The sequence below is a fragment of the Vibrio sp. 10N.261.55.A10 genome (assembly GCF_041470825.1).
GTDB classification, from domain to species: Bacteria; Pseudomonadota; Gammaproteobacteria; order Enterobacterales; family Vibrionaceae; genus Vibrio; species Vibrio crassostreae_C.
In genome coordinates, this window is sequence record NZ_JBFRNC010000067.1 from 21,209 (window position 1) to 27,588 (window position 6,380).

General features: G+C 44.2%; 5 protein-coding genes and 1 pseudogene. 3 read left to right on the plus strand and 3 right to left on the minus strand.

The genetic code is table 11. The features are described from left to right. Positions 1 to 42 precede the first annotated feature (42 nt). On the minus strand, positions 43 to 1,371 hold the full coding sequence (locus AB4274_RS19290) for a MipA/OmpV family protein (protein ID WP_017070881.1): 1,329 nt from the start codon (positions 1,369 to 1,371) through the stop codon (positions 43 to 45). 80 nt (positions 1,372 to 1,451) lie between these two features. Here AB4274_RS19290 and AB4274_RS19295 point away from each other — a divergent pair, with 80 nt between their 5' ends. The 3 genes from AB4274_RS19295 to AB4274_RS19305 all read left to right on the plus strand — a co-directional run bounded on the left by AB4274_RS19295 (position 1,452) and on the right by AB4274_RS19305 (position 4,592). Next, positions 1,452 to 1,937, plus strand: coding sequence for a hypothetical protein (locus AB4274_RS19295; protein WP_372112973.1), 486 nt, complete (start codon positions 1,452 to 1,454; stop codon positions 1,935 to 1,937). Positions 1,938 to 1,961: 24 nt separating this feature from the next. After that, the gene (locus AB4274_RS19300; RefSeq protein ID WP_372112975.1) at positions 1,962 to 3,989 is read left to right on the plus strand and encodes an alkaline phosphatase family protein; all 2,028 of its coding nucleotides are present in this window, start codon (positions 1,962 to 1,964) and stop codon (positions 3,987 to 3,989) included. A 153-nt stretch (positions 3,990 to 4,142) separates the two neighbouring features. Continuing rightward, positions 4,143 to 4,592, plus strand: coding sequence for a TerB family tellurite resistance protein (locus AB4274_RS19305; protein ID WP_102428587.1), 450 nt, complete (start codon positions 4,143 to 4,145; stop codon positions 4,590 to 4,592). 122 nt (positions 4,593 to 4,714) lie between these two features. On the opposite strand, the gene AB4274_RS19310 is transcribed toward AB4274_RS19305, so the two are convergent. After that, on the minus strand, positions 4,715 to 5,245 hold the full coding sequence (locus AB4274_RS19310) for a 3'-5' exonuclease (protein WP_017060438.1): 531 nt from the start codon (positions 5,243 to 5,245) through the stop codon (positions 4,715 to 4,717). Positions 5,246 to 5,332: 87 nt separating this feature from the next. Next, a pseudogene (locus AB4274_RS19315) lies at positions 5,333 to 6,364 on the minus strand (diguanylate cyclase domain-containing protein); the annotation flags it as partial. Positions 6,365 to 6,380 lie beyond the last annotated feature (16 nt).

Here is a 6,380-nt window from a genome sequence, read left to right on the forward strand (position 1 = left end):
ACTTAGTCAACTCTGGTTTAAAGCTAACGTTAAAAACTGCGCTTAAAACTCATATTGGAAGTAAACCGTGTTGTAGTTACTACCGCCTTTGATACGACCATACTGAGAGGATTTTTCAAAGATTGCAGAACGGTGATGCAATGAATAACCGAACCATAAGTTGTTCAAGTCATTCTTACCAATCAAGTCGCCAACGTTGACATCGAATGAGAAGTCTAAGTAGTTCAATAGATGGCTTGCGGTGTAACCTTTACGGTCCATCTCAGAGCCTTCGATATAGGTAATCGAATCGATGTAAGACATACCTTCTGCCACACCAACACGCCACTGAGTTGGCCAATCAAAGGTGTAGTACGCCTTGATTGCGATAATGTATTCGGTGCTGCTCGATTGAACGTCTGAACTCCAGTGGTGCGCAATACCTGGGGTTAAATAGATATCCAGTGGCAAACCGAAGATCTCATCGGTTAACGGGTGTCCATAGAAGAACGAGGTCAACTGGTTGTTGTATTCGTCTTTCTCTCGATTGAACTTCATGATGTCGCCAATATTGGATGGCGTTCCCCAGCCGTGTGCGACACGTAAGTACGGCGCATTGCTCAGTTTAGGTTTTGGCGCTTTCTCTTTGTCGTTAAAGAAACCAAAGCCAAGGTACAATTCCCCCTGATAACGGTCTTCAACAATCGAAGAATCGTAAGCGTTATCGTCCAATCGAGTCACACTGGTTGAACCCAATAAGTACAAGTTAGAAACCACATGGTAACGCGTTTCAACACCAACATTTAAGTCAACACCAGCACCAATGGTTTCATTAGATGCGGAGTAATACTCACTGTTGAAATCAGCACTTTTATAACGCAGCGTCGCGCTCGGGTAAAACTCCCAATCTCCAGTTTCATACTTGGCTTTAGCTCGTAAGTTACCGTGGAAGTTGTATTCACTGTCGCTCATTAACTCCGTCTCGACAGACCAAGAATCATCAAGTTGGTAGGTCAGTTGAGCACCAAAGTCCGCCGTATCGCCTTCAATCGCGTTCTGCTCAGATGCAGGAATATCAATAAAGCGCATGCGAGAGATAGCATTGAAAGACCACTTCTCATCGTCAGTTTGATAGAGGTATGCCCCCATCTCAGTACCGTCAATAAACACATAATCGTTCTTGAAAAACAGCATCGGTACGAATGAGCTAACCGATTGGTCGCCACCAGACGTGTCATAAGGGATGCTTGCTGTACGGAACATTGCAGCGATGCCCCACTCTTGCTCTTCAGCGGCCCACGCATTAGCACTTACGAAAATGCCACTTAGGAAAGCGCTACCTAGTAAAACCAATCCAGATGAAGGAAGAGTCGGTAAATATTTGAGCTTCATTCTTGTGTAATTACTCTTTGAAAAAATATTGTGTTACTGATTAGACATTTATTAACCATGACGGCTAACTATTTTTAGGTTTGCTCGGCATTGACCGTTACAATGTAGAATATTCTCGGTTAAATGAAAGTATTGTGAAAGTCTCCGAATTACAAAACATTATAGATCACTTACCCAAAGATTCCGATCCAGATATTGTTATGGGTGAGGCGTGGTTGCCTGAGCGTTTGGTGGATACCAACCTAGACGGTGACATGCTATTTCTTGAATTCGATAATGCCCCTGAAGACAATCAAGGGGATGAAGAAGGCCGTGGCTTTGTTGAGCACGAGATTGCTATGATTCGAGAAAAGCTCGAACTGTTATTAGACGAGCCTTCCGATACCAAGACCAAAGCCGATGCCCTTTTGGCAATATTTCTAATGGGCCATGAACTTTCTAGCTCAGAAGTTATCGAAGTTCTTGAATCAACAGAATCTGACTCAGTAGAACTTGAAGCATCAACGCTTGAAACCACAAAGCCAGACACAAATAAGATCGAAACAAAAGAACACCACGACGACTAGCCACCAACGATTTTAGGTACCGTATTGAAACCCTCTACGACATCATCTCTTCCCCTGTTACTCGCCGGACCCATTTTAAGAAAAACCACCGCGACTGAAGTGGTACTTTGGTTAGCCACCAGCTCGCCTCTTACAGGCAGAGCCGAGCTTCATACTCAAGAAATAGACGATTCTGAAGCAGCACAAGACCAGCCGTTTTATACCTCATCGCTTGAAGAACATGATTCGATTCAAATCGGTACACATGCGTGGATAACGCTAATTCGCTTACAAGGTGAGTTTCCGACTAATACGCTGCTTGAATATGACATTCACACAGAGTCAGGTTCACTAAAAGAGCTCGCCCCTCACCTTGTTTACAACGGTAAATCTCGCGTTGAGTTTAAGATATCGATCTCAGCTGATTACATTCTTCATGGCTCTTGCCGCAACCCGCATCATCCAAGCAAAGACAGCCTAATTGCAGCCGATAACAAGATGGCCGATCAAACCGTCGCTGAAAGACCCGACATGCTGATGATGAGCGGCGATCAGATCTACGCCGACCATGTGGCAGGCCCAACACTTGATGCTATTCAACAAGTGATTCACCTGCTTGGCCTTGTAGGCGAAAGCTTACCGACTGACTCGCAAATTAAACAAATCAACAACAGTGACGCTCTGTATAACAGTGAATACCACTTATACCAGCGTCATCACTATTTGCCGCACCACACAGCTTCAGAATCCATGCTCGATAAGTTATTCCCGAACCGTGGCGTGCCGATTTTTAGCTCTACCGATTGTGAAAACCACTTGGTCACGCTGTCTGAGTTTATCGCGATGTACTTATTGGTTTGGTCTCCGACACTGTGGCAATGCGTCAATCGAGAGCGTTTAATTGAGAATAACTTCACTCAAGGTGGACGCCAATTAACACCGACTGAGCAGCAACAATGGCGTGATGAAAGCGTCATCATGGATGATTTCATTGCTGGCTTACCGCAAGTGCAACGTCTGTTCGCGCATATTCCAACGTACATGATCTTCGATGATCACGATGTGACGGATGATTGGAACCTTACCGTGGGTTGGGAGCATGCCGTCGACCAAAACCAGTTCGCGACCCAAGTCATTGGTAACGGCCTTGCGGCTTACTGGATGTGTCAAGGTTGGGGTAACAAACCGGAGAGCTTCGATGAAACGTTTATCGAGCAAGCAAAACAGCTTTTTGTCGCTCAACCGCTCATTACTAAACAACCGCGCATTAGTAAACAAACTCATAATGAAGCCGGCAATGCAGCGACTACTCACTCTATTGGCAACATCGAGCCAGACAAGCATCAAGCCTTTATTGAGATGCTGAGTCGCTTTGAAGAGTGGCATTACACAATAGATACCTCACCCAAAGTCATTGTGTTGGATACTCGTACGCGTCGTTGGCGTTCCGAGTCGCGCATGAACAAGCCTTCAGGTTTAATGGACTGGGAAGCCTTGATTGAGTTTCAACATCAGTTAATGAATCAAGATAAAGTGGTGATCGTTTCTGCTGCACCGATGTTTGGCGTGAAGTTTATTGAAACACTGCAAAAGATGGCGACCACAATCGGCAAGCCATTAGTGATTGACGCTGAAAACTGGATGGCACATCCGGGCAGTGCTAATACGCTAATTAGCATCTTTACCCATACCAAAACACCGACCAACTTCGTGGTACTTTCTGGCGATGTTCACTACTCCTTCGCTTATGACATCAAGCTTAGGTATCGTCGCAACAGCCCGAACATCTATCAAATCACCTGCAGTGGTATTAAAAATCAGTTCCCTGCTCCGCTGCTTAAATTCTGCGATGTATGGGACCGCCTGTTATACAGCCCTCGCTCAGTTTTGAACTACTTCACTAAGCGTAAACGCTTGAAGATCGAAAAGCGAAGCCCTGACAATCAGACCTTCTATCGCCTTTCAAACCGCAGTGCGATTGGAGAATTGAGGCTAGACACTGATGGGAAACCGCAATCGATCACGACACTCAGTGGCGACGGTAAAATTACCCGTTTCCCAGAGCCCGATTGATAAAATGCTCCTTATCGCTCGCGTATCCGTAATGTCAGTTTTTAGTAAAGACGCTTGCGATCACACTCTGTAGACCCAATAGTTATGCTTATGGTTATAGTTGATAGCTATCAGCGTTACGGAACTCGATACAAATTTTAACTGGAGCTCGTTATGTTCAATTCTCTCACATCAATGTTTAAACAATTGATTGAAGGCCAGGACCTAAGCAAAAACCAAGGCACATCACCTAATATCGCCATCGCGAGTTTGTTGTGTGAAGTCGCGGGTGCCGACCATCAGATCAATGAATCAGAAAGAGTCGCTAAGCTACAGCTTCTGCAGCGTTTGCTGGATTTAGATGAAGAACAAGCAAAGGTACTGCTCGCGCAAGCAGAGCCGAAAGTAGAGCAATCAGTATCGCTGTATGACTTTACATCGCAACTCAGAGACCTATCTCAGCCAGTGCGAATCGACTTAATCAAAGCGATGTGGGAAGTAGCGCATGCCGACGGGGAAATTGACCCTATCGAAGATTCTGTGATCCGTAAAACAGCGGAGCTGCTCTACGTTGACCACAGTGACTTCATCAAGAGTAAGTTAAGTGTTTTAGGCGAAAATTAGTGCCTGAAATAATGAATTGGAAACTGAAATAAACAAAAGCGACGGGTTAAGAAACCGGTCGCTTTTTTGAATCGGTAAACTGAAAGCTGACTAAACAGGGCTGAGAGGAGCTAAAAATTTAGCTACAACATAGTTAATGTGAGTTTCGCAAGATTATAAGCATCGACATAACCCGAGTGCTGACGACCTTCCCACTCAATATTTTTGGCTTCTTGAGCAGCGCGGTGACCAATGCGTTTGTCTTTCAAGCGATTCTGAACACGGTAAAGCGTTGCGATGTTTAAGAACTCGCTAAACGGAGGCTCGATGCCTTTTTCAATACACTCTTTGTGTAAGATAAGGTCGTCACGTCCCCACGCTGCGTAGATTTTTTTGGGACCACCGAAGTTCTTAATCATCGACTTGATAACAGACTCTAATGGGCGACCCTGCTTTTCGATTTTGCGAGGTGTAATGCCCGTTAACTCGGCACAGAATAGAGAGACTTCGTCTTTCTCTGGCTTAACGTAGTATTGTGCGCGCTTCACGATGGTTCCAGATACAAGATCGATCTCAGCAAGACCAATTTCAATGATCTCCCCTGTTGTTCCTACACCGTCTTCGCTCCAACAGCACATTTCCAAATCGAAACACACCACTCGATTGTGATTCATACGTCGCCTAATTCTCTCGTCAAAAATTTTGTGAAATTGTACATGAGCCCAATACAGAACTCGACCCTAGTTGTATCAAGTGCTCATTTAGCCTGCAATTGTCACTCGATTTCGGCTATTCGACTTACTTTGATAGAGCATACTGTCTGTTTTTTGCAGAATCTCTTCCGTGTTTTCATTAGCGTAAATAGCAGCACCAATACTCAAAGTACAACTGAGCTGTCGACCTTTGTGCTCACAATGAGACTGGCTCACTGTTCTTAGAATACATTGTAAGTATCGTTCTAAGGCTTCATGGTTTGTAATACTAGAAATGATACAGAACTCATCTCCACCTATACGAAACAGGTTATCCCCCTCTTTCAAGCTCACTGAGATAACCTTAATCACATGAATAAGTAACGCATCACCGGCTGGGTGCCCAAACTTATCATTGATCTCTTTAAACTTATCAACATCAAACACTATTAAGCTAAACGGCTTATCGCTTTGTATCGATTGACCAAGCATCTTATTAAAAGCTCGGCGATTATAAATTTCCGTTAAACTGTCATGATTGGCAAGAAAGCGAAGTTCTTCTGTTCTTTCATCAATCATTCGATATAAGCGCTCTTTCTCTCGAATTTGCAGGTTCACAATATAAGCAAGCAGTAATGAGATAGTGGTACCAACTATGCCGATTCCCGCCAACACTAAGTAACCATTAAATGAAATACATGCATCTATCTTGAAGTCGATAATCCATTCACGGTTAGTTAATGTAATCGTCTTTGTAATGTGCTGCCCAGTTACCGCTTCATAACCATTGGTTTCGAACATTATCGGGGCATCTTCAGCTTCAAAACCGCTATCGGTAACACGCACATAAACGTCCATATCGCCGACAGTAGATGCCAGAAGTTTCTCAAAATAGTATGTGGTACGAACCACACCAATCACAACGCCAAGTAGATTATCGCTTTCGCCTTCAAACACAGGGTGATAAACCAACATGCCGGTCTTTGGTGTATTTTGATCTAAGCCGTCTTGAAGCAAGCGAACTTTGTCTGAAATATTCGCTTTACGTGTCTGTTTAATATTATCTAAAACCAGCTTGAAGCGCTCACGAGAAAAATAAAAGGTTCATCGCGGCTTT

Excerpts from the sequence above, each read along its gene's own strand:
- AB4274_RS19290 (WP_017070881.1), bottom strand. The coding sequence starts at position 1,371 with ATGAAGCTCAAATATTTACCGACTCTTCCTTCATCTGGATTGGTTTTA.
- AB4274_RS19305 (WP_102428587.1), top strand. The coding sequence starts at position 4,143 with ATGTTCAATTCTCTCACATCAATGTTTAAACAATTGATTGAAGGCCAG.
- AB4274_RS19310 (WP_017060438.1), bottom strand. The coding sequence starts at position 5,245 with ATGAATCACAATCGAGTGGTGTGTTTCGATTTGGAAATGTGCTGTTGG.